At 35.3% G+C, this 17,498-nt stretch carries 14 protein-coding genes; 9 read left to right on the top strand and 5 right to left on the bottom strand.

Annotated elements, in window-relative coordinates; all coding sequences use genetic code 11:
• Window positions 1–63: 63 nt before the first annotated feature.
• The 4 genes from J2X31_RS03250 (at window position 64) to J2X31_RS03265 (ending at window position 7,347) form a co-directional block, all read left to right on the top strand.
• Window positions 64–2,496 (top strand): ABC transporter permease, encoded by a 2,433-nt coding sequence (locus tag J2X31_RS03250; protein WP_310024360.1) that lies wholly within the window; start codon window positions 64–66, stop codon window positions 2,494–2,496.
• An 81-nt stretch (window positions 2,497–2,577) separates the two neighbouring features.
• Window positions 2,578–3,378 (top strand): head GIN domain-containing protein, encoded by an 801-nt coding sequence (locus tag J2X31_RS03255; RefSeq protein ID WP_310024361.1) that lies wholly within the window; start codon window positions 2,578–2,580, stop codon window positions 3,376–3,378.
• A 33-nt stretch (window positions 3,379–3,411) separates the two neighbouring features.
• Complete coding sequence (locus J2X31_RS03260; protein ID WP_310024363.1) at window positions 3,412–5,832, top strand: ABC transporter permease; 2,421 nt, start codon at window positions 3,412–3,414, stop codon at window positions 5,830–5,832.
• A gap of 216 nt (window positions 5,833–6,048) precedes the next feature.
• Window positions 6,049–7,347 carry a TolC family protein gene (locus J2X31_RS03265; protein WP_310024365.1) on the top strand — a complete coding sequence of 433 codons (1,299 nt, stop codon included), beginning with the start codon at window positions 6,049–6,051 and terminating at the stop codon, window positions 7,345–7,347.
• A 33-nt stretch (window positions 7,348–7,380) separates the two neighbouring features.
• Here the strand turns inward: J2X31_RS03265 and J2X31_RS03270 are convergent, their stop codons facing one another.
• On the bottom strand, window positions 7,381–8,673 hold the full coding sequence (locus tag J2X31_RS03270) for a Fic family protein (protein ID WP_310024367.1): 1,293 nt from the start codon (window positions 8,671–8,673) through the stop codon (window positions 7,381–7,383).
• Between the two features lie 239 nt (window positions 8,674–8,912).
• On the opposite strand from J2X31_RS03270, the gene J2X31_RS03275 reads away from it, so the two are divergent.
• The 4 genes from J2X31_RS03275 to J2X31_RS03290 all read left to right on the top strand — a co-directional run bounded on the left by J2X31_RS03275 (window position 8,913) and on the right by J2X31_RS03290 (window position 11,971).
• Window positions 8,913–10,043: an Mrp/NBP35 family ATP-binding protein gene (locus J2X31_RS03275; RefSeq protein ID WP_310024368.1), complete on the top strand. Its 1,131-nt coding sequence runs from the start codon at window positions 8,913–8,915 to the stop codon at window positions 10,041–10,043.
• A 69-nt stretch (window positions 10,044–10,112) separates the two neighbouring features.
• Window positions 10,113–10,352, top strand: a complete 240-nt coding sequence (locus tag J2X31_RS03280; protein ID WP_026704627.1) for a NifU family protein — start codon at window positions 10,113–10,115, stop codon at window positions 10,350–10,352.
• A 233-nt stretch (window positions 10,353–10,585) separates the two neighbouring features.
• Entirely contained in the window at window positions 10,586–11,638 is a 1,053-nt protein-coding gene (locus J2X31_RS03285) for an NAD(P)/FAD-dependent oxidoreductase (protein WP_310024372.1), read from the top strand.
• A gap of 3 nt (window positions 11,639–11,641) precedes the next feature.
• Window positions 11,642–11,971: a 2Fe-2S iron-sulfur cluster-binding family protein gene (locus tag J2X31_RS03290; RefSeq protein WP_310024376.1), complete on the top strand. Its 330-nt coding sequence runs from the start codon at window positions 11,642–11,644 to the stop codon at window positions 11,969–11,971.
• 84 nt (window positions 11,972–12,055) lie between these two features.
• On the opposite strand, the gene J2X31_RS03295 is transcribed toward J2X31_RS03290, so the two are convergent.
• The 4 genes from J2X31_RS03295 to J2X31_RS03310 all read right to left on the bottom strand — a co-directional run bounded on the left by J2X31_RS03295 (window position 12,056) and on the right by J2X31_RS03310 (window position 16,464).
• Entirely contained in the window at window positions 12,056–13,468 is a 1,413-nt protein-coding gene (locus J2X31_RS03295; protein WP_310024378.1) for a T9SS type A sorting domain-containing protein, read from the bottom strand.
• A 690-nt stretch (window positions 13,469–14,158) separates the two neighbouring features.
• Window positions 14,159–14,914: an SGNH/GDSL hydrolase family protein gene (locus J2X31_RS03300; RefSeq protein ID WP_310024380.1), complete on the bottom strand. Its 756-nt coding sequence runs from the start codon at window positions 14,912–14,914 to the stop codon at window positions 14,159–14,161.
• A 111-nt stretch (window positions 14,915–15,025) separates the two neighbouring features.
• A complete protein-coding gene (locus tag J2X31_RS03305; protein ID WP_310024383.1) occupies window positions 15,026–15,778 on the bottom strand; it encodes a uroporphyrinogen-III synthase in 753 nt (250 codons plus the stop codon).
• Window positions 15,779–15,798: 20 nt separating this feature from the next.
• Complete coding sequence (locus J2X31_RS03310; RefSeq protein ID WP_310024384.1) at window positions 15,799–16,464, bottom strand: DUF4271 domain-containing protein; 666 nt, start codon at window positions 16,462–16,464, stop codon at window positions 15,799–15,801.
• A 305-nt stretch (window positions 16,465–16,769) separates the two neighbouring features.
• On the opposite strand from J2X31_RS03310, the gene J2X31_RS03315 reads away from it, so the two are divergent.
• Window positions 16,770–17,495 carry a polyprenol monophosphomannose synthase gene (locus J2X31_RS03315; RefSeq protein WP_310024387.1) on the top strand — a complete coding sequence of 242 codons (726 nt, stop codon included), beginning with the start codon at window positions 16,770–16,772 and terminating at the stop codon, window positions 17,493–17,495.
• The last annotated feature ends 3 nt before the right edge of the window (window positions 17,496–17,498 follow it).

The raw sequence follows: 17,498 nt of genomic DNA on the forward strand, positions 1-17,498 counted from the left end.
AGATGGGAGATTATGATTTAAATATTGAAGGATTGAAGGATTAAAAGATTAAAAAGAAAGTCGATGCTTAGAAATTGGTTTAACATATTCATCTATCAGATAAAAAACAACAAGCTTTTTACGGCTCTCAACGTTTTGGGGTTGAGCCTTGGAATGGCGGGGTTGATTTTTGCGATTCTTTATTGGAACGATGAGCATTCTTATGATGCTTGGAATCCCGAAAAGGAAAAGGTATATCTTTCGGTTACTCATATTGGCGGGGGTGTAAAATGGGCCTCGAACGTGGCGGGATTTGAACCTTATTTCAAGAAAGATTTTCCAGAAATTGAAGCGTATTGCTTTTTTGAAAACTGGTATGAAAAAGAAGCCATCAAGACGCAAAACCGTAAAACTGTTGCAACTATTAGTGCCGTTCAAGGAAATTTCTTTTCTTTTTTTCCTTTTGAATTTATCGAAGGAAATGGCAGGAATGCTGTAGCAGATGAAAACAGTATGGCGATCTCTGAAGATGTTGCTAAAGCTCTTTTTGGCGATGGATTGGCTTTGAACAAACAAGTAAATTATAAAAAGAAAATTTATGTAGTTCGTGGTGTTTACCGTATTCAAGGGAAATCCTCGATGGCTCCTGATGTTGTGGTAAACGATATGGAGAAGCGACTAAAAACAGACCTTACTGAATGGGGAAATTTTAATTATGGTTTGCTCTTAAAGATTAAGAACCAATCCGATACGGCTTCTGTTATTAAAAAAATGGAGCGTATCCTTTTTGAAAACCGCGATTTGAAATGGGCAAAAGCCGAAGGGATTACTTTAGCCGAATGGCATAAAAAAGGTGGAAGACCTACCGCTATCGACCTTCAACCTTTGATGAATGCTAGACTGTATTCAGATGTTGATGGCTATCCTGAAGGTCAGGGAAATAAGCAGTTTTTATTGATCATGATGGGAATTTCAATCTTAATCTTGATATTATCGATTGTCAATTACATCAATCTTGCCACGGCAAATGCTATCAAAAGAGCAAAAGAAGTAGGAGTACGAAAAATTTTGGGTGCCTCAAAAACCAATATTGTCTTGCAATTTTTACTGGAAACTGCCATCACCACAATAATTGCCTTGCTGATTGGACTCGTAATTGTAGAATTATCCTTGCCGTATTATAATGACTTTTTAGGAAAAACATTAAAGATTCATACACATGAATTTTATCTGGAATTGATGCTGATTTTACTTGTAATAATCGTTCTTGCCGGAATTTTTCCAGCACTTTACGTTTCTAATTTTGAAACACTAAAAGTCTTAAAAGGTAATTTCTCCAGAAGTAAAAACGGTATATGGCTCAGAAACGGAATGCTGGTTTTTCAATTCGCAATTGCCACTTTTTTCATGGTAGGCTCGTACATTGTCTATCAGCAAATTGACTATTTCAGTTCGAAAGACCTTGGTTTCAATGGCGACCAGATTGTTCAAATTGATTACCGAAATCCATACGATTATGAAGAAAAGGACTTTATAAAGAAAGTAGCCAATCGCTATGCTTTTATAAAACATGAGCTTGGGAAGATTGATGGTGTGAAGACGGTTTCTGCAGGTTCATTTTCCTTTGGAAAAATGGTTACAGCTTCATCAAGTTTTGATTATAATAGCAAGGTTACGGTGCAAAGTAAAAACATGCTGATTGATTTTGGAATGCTTGATATGATGAAGATTAAAATCAAGGAAGGAAGGGATATTTCTGCACGATTTTCATCGGATACTGTTAGTTCAATACTACTGAACGAAACTGCAGTAAGGATGATGAATGAGAAAAACCCAATTGGAAAGAAAATTACTTGGAACAACAAGGAGCTTGAAATTGTTGGGGTTATAAAAGATTTTCACATCAATGGACCACAGGAAGAAATTCCGCCAATGACTTTTTTCCACTACAAGACTATCGAATGGATGATTTTGAATGCGGAAAACATTTATGTGAAAATTGAACCTGAAAAAATGGAATCGGCTTTAGCAGAAATTGAAACCTTTTGGATAAAAAATGTGGATGGCGATTTTCCGTTTAGCTATGATTTTGCAGACAAGAGTTTTGCCCGTTCCTATCAAAATTATGTCTATCAAAGAAATTTGTTTTCACTATTAAACTTTGTTGTTATCGGCATTTCCCTTTTCGGATTGTTTGCACTTGCCTCCTATTCCATCCAACGAAGAATGAAGGAAATTGCAATTAGAAAAACACTGGGAGCCGAGACCAAAACATTGCTGAAAGAATTGGCAAAGCAATATATCGTCTTCTGTTTCATCGGATTTGTGATTGCTCTTTTCCCTGTGTATTTCCTGTTGGATAAATGGCTGGAGAATTTTGCTTATCGTATTGACATTTCGGTAATTCCTTTTGTGATTGGGTTCGTCGTTTTGTTGATTCTGACCCTAATTGTTGTTATGTCACGGGCATATCAAGCGACACAGGTTGAAGTTTTAAAATATTTGAAATATGAATAGCCCCCTAACCCCCGAAGGGGAATTGTTGGAACGGAATCACTTATAAATAGAAATAAAAAATAATCAATAAAAAATAAAATTATGACACGAGTTATCTTCTTTACAACAGCATTATTATTCAGTTTATTAAGCAATGCCCAAGTTTCAGAAAAACGAACGGTTGGCGAATTCTCTAAAATCAAAGTTTCGCAGGGAATTGAGTTGATTTATACCCAATCATCCGCTCAAGAAGTGAAAGTTGAAACCGATGATAACGAGAAGTTGCAATACATCAAAACCGAAATCGAAGGTTCGACTTTACGTGTTTATCTGAATACCGAAAACGCCCCAAAACCTGAAAAGAAGAACAAACGCAAAAGAAAAAATTACAGCAACAGCTACAACAACATCAATTTTGATGTCTTGAAAGTATATGTCAGTAATGCATTAGTTGAAGATTTTAGAGCGAGTTCTTCGGGTTCGATTTTCATCAAAAACAGCTTGGATGCAAATTATATTACAATTGATTGTTCGTCAAGCGGAAGTTTTTCCGGAATGGTGAAATGTTCGACTGCAACAATTGAAGCTTCTTCAAGCGGAGATGTGGATGCCAATATTATAGCAAAAACCATTGATGTAAAAGTCAGCAGTTCGGCTGATGTTGAATTATCAGGTTCAACCGATAAAATAACAATCAAATCGAGCAGTTCAGCCGATTGTAAAGCTAAAAATCTGATCGCTAAAAATGCAGTTGTAGAATCCAGCAGTTCATCCGACGTTACTATTCATGCTACAGAAAAACTAGTGGCAACAGCTTCTTCGAGTGCTTCGATTACCTTTTTTGGAAACCCAACGAATGTTGAAAAAAGTGAGAGTTCTTCAGGCTCCGTAACCAAGCGTTAATCATCATCTCATCATCAAAAAACGAACACCATCATGCTTAAAAATTGGTTTAAAATATTTCTGTATCAGATAAAAAACAATAAATTATTTACCGCTCTCAATATTTTAGGATTGAGTATGGGAATCGCCGGACTTGTTTTTGCCATTCTGTATTGGAACGACGAACATTCCTATAATGTTTGGAATCCGGAGAAAGAAAAAGTTTTTCAGGTACTAAATAATGTCAGCGAAGGCACCTATTGGAATACAAATGTTGCTCCACTTGAAAATCATTTAAAAAACTTCCCAGAACTCGAAAGTCATTGTTTTTTAAACAATTGGTATTTTAATGAAATCCTAGAATATAACGGAAAAAAAACATTACTCAATGGTATCTTGGATGCACAATCTACGTTTTTCTCCTATTTCCCATTCGAATTTATTCAAGGCGATCCAATATCAGCCATAAAAGACGACACGAGTATTGCACTTTCTGAAGCTACAGCCCAAAACCTGTTTGGAACTTCAAACGCTTTAGGCAAACAACTTCGCTATTCTGGACGAACAATGGTGGTTCGTGGCGTTTATAGAATCCCCGGCAAATCATCATTTGCACCTTTGGCCGTGACCAGTATCATTGATGGACGAATTGCCAACGAAAGCAAAAATGAAAACTGGGGAAATTTTAGTTTTGGCTTATTAGTAAAATTGAAAGACCCAACAAAAACCCAAGCTGTTATCGATAAAATTGAAGATTTGTTTTATGAAAACAGCATTAAAAAATGGGCAAAAAAAGAAGGAATCTCGCCAGAGGAATACATCAAAAAAAATGGTAGAAACAAAGTAATCCTTGAACCGCTTTCAAAGGCTAGGCTCTATGCTGTGTCCGACAGTTATCCAGAAGGTCGAGGAAATTATCAATTCTTGATGATCATGATGGGATTATCAATCTTAATCCTCTTTCTCTCTATTGTTAACTACATCAATCTTGCAACAGCAAATGCCATAAAAAGAGCCAAAGAAGTAGGCGTTCGAAAAATTATTGGTGCAACTAAAAAAAATATCATCACTCAATTTATTTTTGAAGCCACTCTAATCACTTCTTTCGCACTATTATTGGCTCTAGTGATTGTTGAACTTTCTTTGCCTTTCTATAACGATTTTCTAGGAAAACAATTGGTCATTCAAGAAAGTTTGTTCTATATACAGCTCCTTGCTATTTTCTGTGTAGTGATTCTCGTTGCCGGAATTTTCCCTGCTTTTTACGTCGCTAATTTTGAGACGCTAAAGGTTCTGAAAGGCAATTTCGGACGAAGCAAAAGTGGCGTCTGGCTACGAAACGGAATGCTGGTTCTTCAATTTGCCATTGCTTCTTTCTTTATAATTGGTTCCTATATTGTACATGAACAAGTAAAATTCATGAGCACTAAAGAAATTGGTTTTCAAGGCGATCAGGTGTTGGACATCTATTATAGAAGACCCGATCATGATGACCCAAAAATAATCTTCAACCGCTATCATATGCTAAAACAAGAGCTTCTAAAAATTAAGGGGGTCGAAGAAGTTTCGACAGGAGCGTTTTCTTTTGGCAACAATTCGAGTTCGTCTTCAAGTTTCACTTACAACGGTATCGCCATTCAAGGCCAAAACATGGCGGTCGATTTTGAACTTCTCGACATGATGAAAATAAAAATGCTTGAAGGTCGAAATTTCAACCCTCAAATTTCATCCGACACGATTAACTCCATGATGATAAACGAAACGGCTTTAAAGCAAATGAACGAAAAAAATCCAATCGGAAAGGTTGTAGATTGGAACGATGAAAAACTAAAAATTATCGGCGTCGTTAAAGATTTTCATCTTTATGGACCACAGGCCGAAATTCCGCCGATGGCCTTCTTTCATTTCAAAACCATCGATTGGATGTCCTATAATCTCAACCGCGTTTACATCAAAGTCCAAGCCGAAAACATGGAAGAAACGGTGACTGCAATCGAAAAATTTTGGACCTCAAAAGTCAATACCGATTATCCGTTTGAATATGATTTTGTTGATAAAAATTATGCCCGAACCTATCAAACCTACGTCAAACAACGAAACCTATTTAGTTTATTGAATATAGTCGTAATTCTAATCGCCGTTTTCGGATTGTTCGCCCTCGCCTCCTACTCGATCGAAAGACGAATGAAGGAAATCGCCATCAGGAAAACCCTTGGTGCCGAAACCAAAACATTACTCAAGGAACTTTCAAGACAGTACATCATGTTTTGTGTAATTGGATTCTTGATTGCCCTATTTCCGGTTTATTATTTACTTGGAAAATGGCTGGAGAATTTTGCTTTCCGAATCGAAATCTCAATCCTCCCGTTCATCATTGGGTTTGTAGTTTTACTGATTCTCACCTTGCTTATTGTATTGTCAAAAGCCTATCAAGCAACCAGAATTGACGTGTTGAACTATTTAAAATATGAATAATTTAAGGAGCATCACATAAGGCATTTTCAGAATCCATGTTCCCGTCTTCCACAATAGTTTTTGTTCTGAACCCCAGAACAAAAAGCTATTTGCTCCAGCCGGGGCTAGAATAAAATCCTTAGGCTTCTTTTAAACCATTTATAAGAATCGATATTTTAGAGTAATCCCAAACTCTTTCAGGTTTTAAAACCCTGAAAGAGTTCAAAATAAAATACAATGAAAAAACTAATTTTGAGTTTGCTCATCATTACTTCGAGCATTTTTGTGAATGGCCAGGAAAATTCCTGGTCATTGCAAAAGTGTTTTGATACCGCGATGCAAAACAGTATCGACATTAAAGTAAAGCAACTTGAAGTCACAAAGGCTCAAAAACTATACACAAATCCACTTTTGGAATTATTTCCAAGCGTGAGTTTGAACGGAAATCACAGTTATAACTTCGGTTCCACCATCGACCCAACAACCAATAACAGGGTAAGTTCCGACATTCAATGGGACAATTTTTTCCTAAGTGCCAATATGAATATTCTCGACTTTAATAATTTGGCTACAGCCAAAAAAAACAAAATCGAAATTGAAATGGCCAGAGCCGATAAATCCGTCATTGAATATGAATATAAATTACAATTGCTCGAGAAATATTTCGATGCCTTGTTCTCACAGGAATTGGTTAAAATCCAAAAAGAGCAATTAAAAAATAGCACCTTCAACCTAACCAGAATTGAGAAGGAAGTTGAAATCGGCAACAAGCCTCAAAGCGATTTATACGACATTCAATTGAGTTACTCTCAAGACGAAAAACGCCTTATGGAAGCCGAACAATTGTTTGAAACCCAAAAACTGCAACTTTTTCAATTGATGAATTTTAAAGTAGAAAATCTAGATGATGTAATTTTAGAAACCTATTTGGCAAATGAAGCTGAAGCTGTTTCCACCGAAATCAATAATCCGAAAATTCAATTTGCCGAATTGCTGTACAAAAGTTCCAAGACCGATATTTCCATTCAACGTTCTGTGAATCGACCTACACTTTCGGCTTTCTATCAATTGTCTAGTTTCTACTCTTCTCCAATCAATCAACCAAATGCTAATGTCGTCGCATTCAGAACGCAATTAGACGATAATAAAAACCATCAGGTTGGTTTGCAAATGAGCATCCCTATTTTTACAGGATTCAGAAACAACAAGCGAATCAAGGCTTCAAAGATAGAATCTGAAAGGACAAAACTACTTTCGGAACAAGAAAAAATTAAAATCGAACAACAGATCGAACTTGAAAACACACGTAAAAAGCAATACGTAAAGTTGTCCAACAACTTAAAAAACACCTTGAAATATGCCCAGGAATCTTTCAAAACCACACAGTCTAAATTCACCAGCGGAAAAATTGATGCTGTTGGGTATAATTCGGTCAAAAATCAATTGCTTTCTTCCGAGTATGATTTTCTGAAAAATAATTTATTGATGCAATATGCCTCGTTGAAAATAAATTTAATTCAAAAAAACGTTTTGTAATTATTTCCTAATTTTAAATTTATTTACAAATAATTACAAAAACGTTTTGTCGAATTTTGAACCCTTCCAGTAGTTAAAAGATTTTTTATTGATGCTGATTTTCTTTAAATATTCTAAAGCTACAAGTTCTTCAATGTCTGTTCGAGCAGTTTGATTGGTAATTTTAAAGATATTTTCTATTTCTTTTACAGTAAAAAATCGATTTGGATTTTCCTCTACCCAAAACAAAATTTGAGCCTGACGATCATTAATATTGGGTAACTTGAGAAATTTTGAAAACTGATTTTCTTCTTTTTTCTTACTTGAAATATATTCTTTCAAATCTTCAAAGGCTTGAGTCAATACTTTCACCTGATAATGAATAAAATAGGACAAATCCATTTCATCAATTTCTGTATGTAAATAGGCTTTTTCATATTGCGTTTTTGATTTGAGAATTACTCTTGAAATGGAAAGATATTCCGTTAGCCAATAGCCGTTTTTCAGCAGATACCAATAAAATAAAGCTCTTGCTGTTCTTCCATTTCCATCTACAAAAGGATGAATGTAGCCAATTAAGAAATGTAAAATCGAAGCTTTGACTATCGGATGAATAAAATTTTCTTTTGGATTTTCATTAAAAAAAACACAAAAAGAATCCATTAAATGCTCAAGCTGAATAAATACTGGTGGATTATGAACAATCTCTCCTGTTATCTGGTTCATTACTTTTACATCATCTGAAGTTCTAAAAACTCCAACGTTTTCAACTTCTAAAGTGTTTTCTGTTACTAATTTATGTATTTCAAAAAGTCTCTCTTTTGTAATATCATTGTTTTTATTTTCACTGATATATTGAATTGTTTTATAATTATTCAATATCATTTGTTCAGACTTATTGATAGGCTTTTTCCCCTTTCGAAGCATTTCTTTTGCTTTAATTCGGGTGGTTGTGGCACCTTCTATCATCGACGAAAATATGGATTCTTCCATTAATGAATTGGTCAAATAACGATGCTTGTCAATATCCGAAAGTAACTGCTCTTTTTGAATTCCTACTCCAAAATTAAAATCTAGATAATGTAGTTTTTGTTGAAGAAAATCATTTATTCCATAATTGGCTTCTAACTTGAATTTATTATTTATGTATATTTTTTTGAAATTCAGTCTTCTTATCAATTTTATATCTTTCCATAAATTGACACTTTCTTCTTTAGGAACTAAATATTTAACCTTATCCCAGTAGAGGTATTCTGATTCTATTCTTGTATAAAAATAGCTATTATCAGCAGATTCTTTAAGAAAAAGCAGGGGTGAATCAGAACTGTATTCAGGTGGATATTCCATTTTATTTCCTAATTTTAAAAATATTTACAAAAAACAAATTTATGTAATTATTTCCTAATTTTAAAATAATTTACAAATATCATCAAAAATAAAATTAAACATTTCGCTTTTGGAACTGATACCACCATAAACAAAACCAATCCTTTATCTTTATTTTAAGAACATTTCGTATTATCTTTGCAATCTAAATTCAATCTTAATAAAAAAGCAATTGAAAAGAATTGCACCTCATATATCCAATGAAATTAGATAGAAAAGAAATACTTAAAGCCTTAGAATCTTTAACAATAGCAGGAGAAGGAAAAAATATGGTCGAAAGCGGAGCCGTTACAAATGTGGTGACATTTGGCGAAGAAGCAATCGTAGATTTGACCATTTCAACACCTGCAATGCACATCAAAAAACGCGCTGAAGACGACATCCGAAAATTAATTCAGGAAAAGTTTAATCCAGACGCGAAAGTAAAAGTCAACATAAAAGTTGAATCTCCAGAAAAACCAAATGAGATTAAAGGAAAAGCAATTCCTGGAATCAAGAATATAATTGCCGTAGCTTCAGGAAAAGGTGGTGTAGGAAAATCTACCACTACTGCAAATCTTGCTGTTACTTTGGCAAAAATGGGTTTCAATGTTGGTGTTTTGGATGCCGATATTTACGGACCTTCCATGCCGATTATGTTTGACGTCGAAAATGAAAAACCAATTTCAGTTACCGTTGACGGAAAGTCGAAAATGAAACCAATTGAAAGTTATGAAGTAAAAATACTTTCCATCGGGTTTTTCACAGCACCAAGCCAAGCTGTAATATGGAGAGGACCAATGGCTTCAAAAGCCTTGAACCAAATGATTTTTGATGCAGATTGGGGCGAACTTGACTTTATGCTAATCGATTTGCCTCCAGGAACTGGCGACATTCACTTATCTATCGTTCAATCGCTACCCATCACTGGAGCTGTTATCGTGAGTACGCCACAAGCCGTTGCCTTAGCCGATGCTAAAAAAGGAGTTGCTATGTTCCAATCGGACAGCATCAACGTTCCTGTTTTAGGAATCATCGAAAATATGGCCTATTTCACACCAGAAGAATTACCAGAAAATAAATATTATATCTTCGGTAAAGAAGGTGCAAAAAATCTTGCAGCAGATTTAAATGTTCCTTTCTTGGGAGAAGTTCCAATCGTGCAATCCATCCGTGAAGCTGGAGATTATGGTCGTCCTGCTGCTTTGCAAACCGCATCACCTTTGGAAAAAGTGTACGAAGAAATTGCTAGAAACGTAGTGCAGGAAACTGTAAGTAGAAATGAAAATCTACCTCCATCCGAAGCGGTGAAAATTACTACAATGGCAGGTTGTTCGGCAGTAAAAAAATAGTATTCAGTTTACAGTAGCAGTTGGCCCATAAAACCTAAAAACTGTACTGAAAACTTTAAATCAAAAAATATGAACACAGAAGAATTAACATTGAACATCGAGAAAGCGTTGGAAGAAATTCGTCCGTTTTTGAATTCTGATGGTGGCGACATCAAGCTGATTTCAATTGAAGATGACAAACACGTGAAAGTGCGTCTTGAAGGAGCTTGCATTTCTTGCAGTGTCAATCAAATGACGCTAAAAGCTGGTGTAGAAACGACCATCAAGAAATATGCTCCACAGATTGAAACAGTGGTAAATGTTGCCTAAACTCTAAAAATATTTTGGGCGTGACCCCGCTTTTAATGGCGGGGTCGGGCTATCTGTTGCAATCTTTTTTATTTTTAAAGAAAAAATAAAAAAGGATTTCCACTACTATCCCTCACGCAAACAATCATAATCAGTTAGAAAATACTTCGTTTCCAAAACTGACAAATATCATAGAAAAACCTTCTTTGTTTCTCGAAATTTGCACTTCAGAAACATCGAAAACCTTGAAACAAATGATCAAAACAGATATACTTATTATTGGAGCTGGTCCAACTGGACTTTTTGCCGTATTTGAAGCCGGATTATTAAAATTAAAATGCCACATCATCGATGCCCTTCCGCAACCCGGAGGTCAGTTATCTGAATTATATCCTAAAAAACCAATCTTTGATATTCCTGGATTTCCAGAAGTTTTAGCTGGCGATTTAGTGGATAATTTGATGGAACAAATCAAACAATTCCAACCAGGATTTACGCTTGGAGAACGTGCGGAAACCATTGAAAAACTCGAAGACGGAACATTTATCGTAACCACTCATAAAGGAACAAAACACCACGCCAATTCGGTAGCAATTGCTGGAGGTTTGGGAAGTTTTGAACCAAGAAAACCGTTAATAGAAGACATTGAATTCTATGAAGACAAAGGTGTGAAATACTTTATCAAAAATCCAGAAAAATTCAGGGATAAAAGGGTTGTAATTGCAGGTGGTGGAGATTCGGCTTTAGACTGGAGTATCTTCCTTTCGAATGTTGCTTCAGAAGTAACGTTGATCCACAGACGAAATGAATTCCGTGGTGCTTTGGATTCTGTAGATAAAGTACAGGAATTAAAAAACGAGGGAAAAATAAAACTGATTACTCCTGCTGAAGTGGTAGGTTTAAACGGTGCCGAACATCTTGAATCCATTGACATTGAAGAAAATGGAGCTCATAGAATTATAGAAACCGATTATTTTATTCCGCTTTTTGGACTTTCGCCTAAATTAGGCCCAATCGCAAACTGGGGATTGGAAATTGAGAAGAATGCCATCAAGGTTGATAACTCTTTAGATTATCAAACCAATATTCCGGGAATCTATGCAATTGGCGACGTAAACACCTATCCTGGGAAATTAAAACTGATTCTTTGCGGTTTTCACGAAGCGACTTTAATGTGTCAGAGCGTTTACCAACGAATGAATCCGGGGAAAAAATATGTAATGAAATATACAACCGTTTCTGGTGTTGACGGTTTTGACGGAACTCGAAAAGAGGCTGAAAAAGCAGTTGTTAAATCGATAGACTAATTTATGTCACAAGACGTTACCATAAAAATTACCGACCGAGAAGGCATCCAACACGAAGTTCAAGCACCAACGGATATGAACATGAACATTATGGAACTTGTTCGGGCTTATGAACTTGCTCCAGAAGGGACCATCGGAATTTGTGGCGGAATGGCCATGTGTGCTTCCTGCCAATGCTATGTGTTGAATGAAATTGAATTACCCGAAATGAGTGATGATGAAGAAGCAATGCTATCCGAAGCTTTTCATGTAAAACCAAACAGCCGTTTGGGTTGCCAGCTTCATATTACGGAAGAATTGGAAGGCTTGGAATTGGAATTAGCTCCAGAATAAATACTTCTAAATTAAAACAAAGACAGCCAGAAAGTGATTACTTTCCGGCTGTTTTGTTTAGTTGTTTAGGCCCAATTCTTAAAATTATTTTTTCAAAAACTTAAGTGTTTTAACAGCGTTTTCTTTTTCGATTCTTATAAAGTAAATTCCTGAACTAAAATCAGATGTATTTATTGATAAATCTGCAGTAGAAGAAATAGTTTCTTGAGTAATCAATTGTCCTAAATTATTATAAATACTGTAAGCTTTTGGCAAATTACTTGATCCTCCTAACGAAATATTAAGTACATCGTTTGCCGGATTTGGATAGATTGATACTTCATTTTGAAAACTGTTAGTAGAATTCCCTAAAGAGGTGCTACTGCAAACGGTTGAAGTAACCAATGTCGCTCTTCTTGGTGAATTTTCTAGAACTGCCAAAATACGCGCTTTTTGGTCCAGGGTAAAAGTATTCATACAAGTATCATTTGTATAATCCATATAATTCTCGGTCATATCATTTCCTGTAGCAGTTGTACAAGAATTATAAACAGAAAGACAATCATAATTTTCTGTCGAAGCTGCCGGTGTGTCTGGACAATAATCTTTATAACTATCAGTAGTGTTAATCGTGCAAGATGAATTATCTCCCCAAATATGTCGCAAACCAAAACAGTGTCCGATTTCATGAGTTGCGGTTCTTCCTTTATCATATCCAGAGAAATAAGTTCCAGTTACATAATCTGACGAGCCAAAACATCTGTAATCTATAATAACTCCATCTGTATTTGCGTCACCTCCATCAATATTTAGACCCCCAAGTCCAGAGTTACTAGGGAATTGAGCATATCCCAGAACCCCTCCCAACTCGGCACTTTGGCTAGAGCTGAATTGACAAACCCAAATATTAAAGTACTGTTCTGGATCCCAAATAGTTTGTGGTTTTAGAATTCCCTCTACACTAGCTTCGGTTGACCAGCTTGCAACCCCAAGATTTACTCTATGGATTCCTGATGTTGCATTGCCTTCTGGATCTACTTGGGCCATGCAAAACTCTATTTCGACATCAGCTCCAATGGCATTTGAGTTATATCCTGGAGTATTGATTAATTTTCTAAAATCCTGATTCAAGACCGTTATTTGAGATAAAATTCTGTCTTCTGAAATATTTTCATTAACTCCTAGTGCATCACCATTATGGATAACATGAACAACTACCGGAATTATAACGACGTTAGGAGTGTTAGCCGTTTGCAAACGCTGTTTCATGAGCTCAACTTTTGGAGCAATCCAAGTTTCAAACTCATTAGTGGTTGCTCTTTTGGATATCTTACCTTTAAGATATTCTTCATATTCTGTGGAAACACATCTAATTAATCCATTTACGGGATTTATTCGTTCAATTGTTTTTCCAAAAATCTTTCTCCCTTTTTGTGCTTTAGTCTGGGCATTGGAATTAAACACAATAATGATTAATAATAGCAGAATGGGTAGTTTTGCTGAAATTATTTTTTTCATACATTAAATATTAATAATTAATTCTAGTTTGCTTCATTATTTCTTTTTTGGCGAAAGTTGAAATTGCAGTAATTAATAAACGAGTAGCCAATAGTTTTTTCATCTTTATTGTTATTAGTTAATAAATAAGTGATTAAAAGTAAATTCTATTTTTCTTTTATTTTTTTTAAATATACTAATGAGCCAATTTCATAGACTAATCATGATATAATGCCGACAAATAAATTAGCTAATTTGTGCTTTTATTGCTTTTTCGTGTTTTTGCATTATTTTCATACTATGAAATAACCAGATTGACTTGAAAAGGAAACCTAAAGATTTCAAGTTCATCCATCTATATAGTTTTTTTGAAACTAAATGAAGAAACACCAGCCTTTAATTTCTCTTTTGGGAATTTTGCAACTGATTATTAAATCGCAGGAGAAGTCAGGGAAAAACGGCTAAAACATTAAAATAAAAAAGTAATAGAAAAAAGGACGTCTGAAATGAACAATAAGAATCATGTTTTTCAATTATCAAAGATCAGGAAGGAAATGAAAATACTGAATACTCAAAAAAAGGCATCCATAACATTTAGAACAATTTGAAGATATCAATACTTCATTAAAGTAGAGTTTGGATATTCAAATCTATTAAAATTAAAACAGCCAGAAAGCAATTACTTTCCGGCTGTTTTGTTTAGACACAAGTTTATTCCAACATCAAAACTGCTTTTGGCAAAATCCTTTCCACAAATTTTGAATATGCCAGTTGTGAAGGATGCAATCCATCCGAAGCGACCAAGTCTGGATGGGCAAGGCCTTGACGTGTAATGTCAGTGATATTCACAAAAACAACTCCTTGTTGTGTTGTATAATTTTCCGCGAAAGCGTTATAAGCATCAATCTGGGTTGAAATAGTTGCCGAACCATTACCATAAGGTGTAAACGCATAATCCGGAATCGAAACCACAATCACATTGTTCTTATCGCCTTTTGCCAAAGAAATCGCCTTGGCCAACAACTCTGGGAATTCCTGTTCATACAACGAAAAAGGCTTGCTTTGATATTGATTGTTTACTCCAATCAAAAGTGTCACGAGATCATAATGCGAAGGTGGATTTTGAGTCGCAATTGCATTTTTAAGATTTGTTGTAGTCCATCCCGTTTGGGCAATAATTTGAAGTTCTATATCGGCATTCAGATCCAACTCCAGACCTACTTTCAGCTGATAAGGAAATCTGCACGTATCGCAAACATTCTGTCCAATCGTATAGCTATCTCCCAAGGCCAAGTATCTAAAATCATACGTTTCAGGATTTTCCTCTTCTGGATTTTCAGGAATAGAATCTTCTACAATTGGATTCTGGATTGGATTATTGGTAATCAAACCTCTGTCATCGTTGCTAGAACAGGAAGCAAAAACAATTAAAAAAAGTAAATAGTATATATTCAGGAAAGCTTTCATAAAAAATAAATTTACTACTTATTTACGTCATATTCAATAAATTAGTTTCAAAAAAGCACAAAAAAAAGAGCCATACTATGTATGGCTCTTTATATTTTCAAAAGGAATATATTATTTTGTTTCCTTGTTTACTTTCGCAATATATTTCTCCAATGCCATTGTCATTGAAGGAGCTTCTGGAGACGGAGCCATTATATCCACTCTCAATCCGTGATCAAGGGCTTCTTTCTGGGTCGTACTTCCAAAAACGGCAATCCTTGTATTGTTCTGTTCAAAACCAGGAAAATTCATGAACAAAGATTTGATTCCTGTTGGACTAAAAAACGCTAAAACATCATAATAAACATCTGCCAAATCAGACAAATCGCTCATTACCGTTTTATACAAAGTCGCTACCGTCCAATCTACTTTTAAACCGTTCAAAGTTTGAGGAATATCAGCATTCAACTGGTCTGAAGCAGGCAACAAAAACTTTTCGTCTTTGTATTTTTTAAACAACGAAGACATATCTGCAAAGTCTTTCTGACCCACATAAATCTTACGTTTTCTATACACCACATATTTTTGAAGATAGAAAGCAACAGCTTCCGACTGGCAAAAATATTTTAAATCTTCAGGAACTTTATATCGCATCTCGTCAGCCACTCTAAAAAAGTGATCGACCGAATTCTTGCTCGTTAAGATGATTGCACTGTAGTGATTTAGGTCGATTTTTTGAAGTCGAACATCCTTTGCACTAACGCCTTCAACGTGTATAAAAGGCCTGAAATCAATTTTTACTTTATGCTTTTGTTGTAACTCAAAGTAAGGTGAATTTTCTACTTTAGGCTCCGGTTGCGACACCAAAATTGTTTTCACTTTCATATTTGATATTTTCTAATGCACTAACTTCTAGTAAACCAATAATACAGGAAATAGTAAGGTGCTATTTCAAGACCGCAAAGATATAAAATAAAATAAAACAACTTGCCGATAATTAGATTTTGATAGATTTTTAAGGAATTCAAATAAGTTAGCAGATTTCCTACCAAAACAATAGCGATAATTACATAAATTACCATTATCGATACATTATCATTATAAAACAAGAAAACATTAACAGGCAACAACAATAAAGAGATATAAGTTCTATAGTTAACTTTTTGTAAATTATATTGTTCAACAAACTCCTCCATGCCAAAAGAGGTCGAAATAATCTTCTCAATCAAATATTTCGATAAGATAAAAATCCCAATCAACGTGATAATCTGAATATAAATCAGCCAATCCGCTTTTGAAACATAGCCAAAATAAGCCAACAGCAATTGCACGAAAAAAGCCAACGAAATCAACTGCACCACAAAAAGTGCAATATTAAACCAGCTCATCAAATGCGAACTGTCCTTATAAATCTTGTTGTATTTGTCCGAAAAAAGCAACCTCGAAAAATCGGCAAAACGACTTTCAAAAGTGCTTCTCGTAACAGCAATCAGCACAAAACAAAGCACGAACAAAACCGTAGCCCAATCCCTACTCTCCACAACCCGTTCCTGTAAAACAACATCCATCATAGTCCCGCAAAGATAACAATTCAGCAACCAAATTCAACTGCAATAAAAAATTTCGATTGCAATAATTTGGAGCGAATCGTTTGGGCATTTTTGGAATCGTTGTTCCCGCTTTACGTTGCAATCTTTTTGTTCTGAACCCCAGAACAAAAAGGATTTCCACTTCAATCGGGGCTAGTTAAAAATCCATTTTAACTCCAGAAACATTCCAACCTTTATCAAAAGCCAATAAAATAAAAATTTATTATAATTTAATTAAGACCAAACACCCATAAAAAGTTTATTTTTGCGTGGAAATTTAAGAGTTTATGAACGACGGTATTGTTATAATCCCAACCTATAACGAAATTGAAAACATCGAAAGCATCATCAGAGCGGTACTTTCCTTACCCAAGCCCTTTCATATCCTCATCATCGACGACAATTCGCCAGACAAAACCGCCCAAAAAGTAATTGAACTCCAAAACGAATTCCCCGATAGATTGTTTCTCGAACAAAGAGAAAAAAAATCAGGACTGGGAACAGCTTACGTTCACGGATTCAAATGGGCCTTGGACAACCAATACAATTACATCTTCGAGATGGATGCCGATTTTTCGCACAATCCAAACGATTTAGAACGTCTCTATGATGCCTGCCATTTCGGTCGGGCAGATGTCGCCATCGGTTCGCGATACATCACTGGAGTAAACGTGGTAAACTGGCCTTTGAGCCGAGTTTTGCTTTCCTATTTCGCATCGGTTTATGTGCGATTGATTACCGGAATGAAAATCCAGGATGCAACAGCCGGATTCATGTGCTACAAACGCCAAGTTTTGGAAACCATCAACCTTGATAAAATAAAATTCATTGGTTATGCTTTCCAGATTGAAATGAAATATAGGGCTTACGCCAAAAAATTTGAAATAATAGAAGTCCCGATTATTTTTACCGATAGGGCAAAAGGACAATCCAAAATGAGCGGTTCTATCATAAAAGAAGCCGTATTTGGAGTAATATCATTAAGGTTTCGACAGTTTTTTAATAGGTTATAAGAA

The organism is Flavobacterium arsenatis (genome assembly GCF_031456785.1).
Classification (GTDB): domain Bacteria; phylum Bacteroidota; class Bacteroidia; order Flavobacteriales; family Flavobacteriaceae; genus Flavobacterium; species Flavobacterium arsenatis.

Excerpts from the sequence above, each read along its gene's own strand:
- J2X31_RS03250 (WP_310024360.1), top strand. The coding sequence starts at position 64 with ATGCTTAGAAATTGGTTTAACATATTCATCTATCAGATAAAAAACAAC.
- J2X31_RS03255 (WP_310024361.1), top strand. The coding sequence starts at position 2,578 with ATGACACGAGTTATCTTCTTTACAACAGCATTATTATTCAGTTTATTA.
- J2X31_RS03260 (WP_310024363.1), top strand. The coding sequence starts at position 3,412 with ATGCTTAAAAATTGGTTTAAAATATTTCTGTATCAGATAAAAAACAAT.
- J2X31_RS03265 (WP_310024365.1), top strand. The coding sequence starts at position 6,049 with ATGAAAAAACTAATTTTGAGTTTGCTCATCATTACTTCGAGCATTTTT.
- J2X31_RS03270 (WP_310024367.1), bottom strand. The coding sequence starts at position 8,673 with ATGGAATATCCACCTGAATACAGTTCTGATTCACCCCTGCTTTTTCTT.
- J2X31_RS03275 (WP_310024368.1), top strand. The coding sequence starts at position 8,913 with ATGAAATTAGATAGAAAAGAAATACTTAAAGCCTTAGAATCTTTAACA.
- J2X31_RS03280 (WP_026704627.1), top strand. The coding sequence starts at position 10,113 with ATGAACACAGAAGAATTAACATTGAACATCGAGAAAGCGTTGGAAGAA.
- J2X31_RS03285 (WP_310024372.1), top strand. The coding sequence starts at position 10,586 with ATGATCAAAACAGATATACTTATTATTGGAGCTGGTCCAACTGGACTT.
- J2X31_RS03290 (WP_310024376.1), top strand. The coding sequence starts at position 11,642 with ATGTCACAAGACGTTACCATAAAAATTACCGACCGAGAAGGCATCCAA.
- J2X31_RS03295 (WP_310024378.1), bottom strand. The coding sequence starts at position 13,468 with ATGAAAAAAATAATTTCAGCAAAACTACCCATTCTGCTATTATTAATC.
- J2X31_RS03300 (WP_310024380.1), bottom strand. The coding sequence starts at position 14,914 with ATGAAAGCTTTCCTGAATATATACTATTTACTTTTTTTAATTGTTTTT.
- J2X31_RS03305 (WP_310024383.1), bottom strand. The coding sequence starts at position 15,778 with ATGAAAGTGAAAACAATTTTGGTGTCGCAACCGGAGCCTAAAGTAGAA.
- J2X31_RS03310 (WP_310024384.1), bottom strand. The coding sequence starts at position 16,464 with ATGATGGATGTTGTTTTACAGGAACGGGTTGTGGAGAGTAGGGATTGG.
- J2X31_RS03315 (WP_310024387.1), top strand. The coding sequence starts at position 16,770 with ATGAACGACGGTATTGTTATAATCCCAACCTATAACGAAATTGAAAAC.